This is a genomic window from Okeania sp. SIO2B9 (assembly GCF_010672505.1).
Lineage (GTDB): Bacteria > Cyanobacteriota > Cyanobacteriia > Cyanobacteriales > Microcoleaceae > Okeania > Okeania hirsuta.
In genome coordinates this window covers 1-2,744 of the sequence record NZ_JAAHGK010001057.1, presented here as the reverse complement: position 1 = coordinate 2,744, position 2,744 = coordinate 1, and the positions used below count along the sequence as shown (strand labels likewise).

The 2,744-nt window shown below is 31.7% G+C and carries 3 protein-coding genes; 2 read left to right on the top strand and 1 reads right to left on the bottom strand.

Going from position 1 to position 2,744, the window contains the following annotated elements; genetic code table 11:
* Positions 1 to 628: nucleotidyltransferase family protein (locus F6K13_RS27170; RefSeq protein ID WP_287289000.1), on the bottom strand; the 628-nt coding region annotated here is incomplete at its 3' end.
* 947 nt (positions 629 to 1,575) lie between these two features.
* On the opposite strand from F6K13_RS27170, the gene F6K13_RS27165 reads away from it, so the two are divergent.
* Both F6K13_RS27165 and F6K13_RS27160 read left to right on the top strand, forming a co-directional pair.
* On the top strand, positions 1,576 to 1,776 hold the full coding sequence (locus F6K13_RS27165) for a hypothetical protein (RefSeq protein WP_124144980.1): 201 nt from the start codon (positions 1,576 to 1,578) through the stop codon (positions 1,774 to 1,776).
* A gap of 8 nt (positions 1,777 to 1,784) precedes the next feature.
* Positions 1,785 to 2,522, top strand: a complete 738-nt coding sequence (locus tag F6K13_RS27160; RefSeq protein WP_124144979.1) for a class I SAM-dependent methyltransferase — start codon at positions 1,785 to 1,787, stop codon at positions 2,520 to 2,522.
* The last annotated feature ends 222 nt before the right edge of the window (positions 2,523 to 2,744 follow it).

Below are 2,744 nucleotides of genomic sequence, written 5' to 3'. Positions count from 1 at the left end.
TGCCATACATTGGCTCATTTTTATCTAACAATAAAGGAAATAATTCTTTCGAGAAATCACTTTCTTGATTATCTGGTAGATAGTTTAAAATTTCTGGCTCTAAAATATAGGTTCCTGTATTAACAGTATCAGAAAATATTTCGCTGCTAGAAGGTTTTTCTAGAAACTTTTTTATCCTCTGTTTTTCATCTGTAATTACTACTCCAAAATCAATAGGATTAGGTACGCGAGTTAGTACTAAAGTTGCTTTTGAATTATTTTTTTTATGAAATTCTATAGCTGTAGTTAAATCAAAATCTGTAATTGTATCTCCACTAATTACTAAGAAAGTTTCATCGAGAAGTTCAGCAATATTTTTCACACAACCAGCAGTTCCTAGAGGTTGTTCTTCCTCTATAGCATAAGTCATTTGTACTCCAAATTGACTGCCATCTTGGAAATATTCACGCATTACATCAGGCAAATAATGTAAAGTAGCAATAATTTCCCTAATTTGATGTTTTTTTAATAAATTAATAATATGTTCGGCTATTGGGCGATTTAAAATTGGTACCATTGGTTTTGGAAGATCGCAGGTCAGTGGTCTGAGTCGCGTTCCGGAACCTCCTGCCATTAATACTGCACGCATAATTCCTCCTTTGTTATTGATTTTGTCTTGCTATATATCATTCATTCATACTAATTGACACTCCTTTGATCTGATTGTGTCAGATAACAAACAATGGGTCAAAACTAATTATTTCCTCTACAGGTATTGTTTGAAAAATAAACAATACTGTCATTAAAATTTTATTTATTTACTTTGACAAAATTTTTGTTTAAATTTTTTATCTAAAATTTTACTTCAATTTTTTTTTCAAAATCAATCAAACTCCAGGAATAATCATAAATTTTAGACATAGCAATCATTATAAAAATTAAATTTTTCCCTGATTTTTTATGACTTTTCTATTCCTCAATTCCTATTAGGGGAATAGCTGTAGAAAAATTTTGTGAAAATATTATCTAATTTTAATTATGTAATCATTAAGTATATATAGTGTTTTTATTTAAGATGTAAATCTAATTTGAGATTTTTATAATAAAAATAGTTTGTCGGTCGTTCGCCTTACATCCTTGTTTTTGCTACTATTTAATTCTTTTTTTCCTCCTTTAGTATTTCCTCCATACCTTTTTCATAGCAATTGGTCTCCACATCCCAGATAAAAACGCTATAGGTCAAATTAATCTAGAAAATGATTGTTTAGAAAAAATATAAGTTAGGCAATTTTTTCCACCTCGTCTGAAATTTTGTACCTCAGTTTTATATTTTTTTACCGAAAAATTGTGGGTATGCGCCTCCCTTTTTAAGGGGATAATAAAGAAAAATTTTCATGATTAGTCAATCCTATCCGTTTTCAAGGAGAGGTAATTATTAATTATTAATTATTAATTGTTGAAACCCACCTACTTACCTATATTACCTATATTGGTTATAATAATATGATGAATATTAAACCTAAAGTCCAATTAAAATTAATTACATAATTATATTGGGCTACACTTGAAAAATTGACCTTTTAAGAGTTTTGTGCCATGAGTACGTTAATTGGCCTGTTATTACTGGTTGTATATGGAGGTGGAATCTGGAAATTCTGGAATGGGTTTGAACAGACGAACTTTTCCAAGAACTTTCAGAATCGTTTGATATTATCTATATTGTGGCCTGTTTTATTAATTGGTAACAAATCTTACCGTAAGAACTTTACAAAAGCTCTGAAAGGTTCTAGACGATAGAGAAATAAATGTCCAAAAAAAAGTCTGCCTTGTCCTCAGATGGGGACCAATCTTCCTGGTTCGCTCAAAAAAATTTAGATAATTGGCATACTCAAATCATCGCAGTACAGAGTCGCTTTGATCGAGATTACCGAGGAGAGTCTTTTGAGTTACCCTCGGAAATTGAAGCAATGCCAATATTTCATGATTATGCCTCCGGTAATCTCACAGCAAAAATAGTTTCACCTTTTTGGGAAATAGCTAAACCTAAGAAAAATCAAAAATGTTTGGATATTGGTTGTGGAGTGAGTTTTTTAATTTACCCTTGGCGTGATTGGGAAGCTTTTTTTTATGGTCAAGAAATTAGTACCATTGCCAGAGATAATCTTAATCACCGAGGCTCTCAACTAAATTATAAACTATTTAAAGGAGTAGAATTAGGACCTGCTCACCAATTAAATTATCAAGCAAATGAGTTTGACTTAGCGATCGCTACAGGCTTTAGTTGTTATTATCCCATAGATTATTGGGAAGAAGTACTTAAGGAAGTAAAACGCATTCTTAAACCTGAAAATAACTTTGTTTTTGATGTGCTTAACCCAGAACAACCATTAGCAGAAAATTGGGCAATTTTAGAAACTTATTTAGGAGCAGAAGTATTTTTGGAACCTTTAGAAAATTGGGAAAAAATGATCGACGCTATGGGCGGAAAAATAGTAAGGCGACAACCTGGAGAATTATTTCAAATGTATAAAATCAAATTTTAATTAGTTAAGAAGTTTGAATGGGAGATTGCTAGTGCAGGATGGCAGAAATAAGTGACCAGTAGAAGCAATGCCTTCTTCCTGAGATAGAATACTCAGAAGTGTGATCGCGATCGTAAAATAAATGGTCAATAGCCAAGCTAAAAATGATCGGCATTGAGTTGGATCCTTGAGTCAGTATGACCATGAATCTGAATCTGGTTAATCATCCTCTGAAAACCCCTG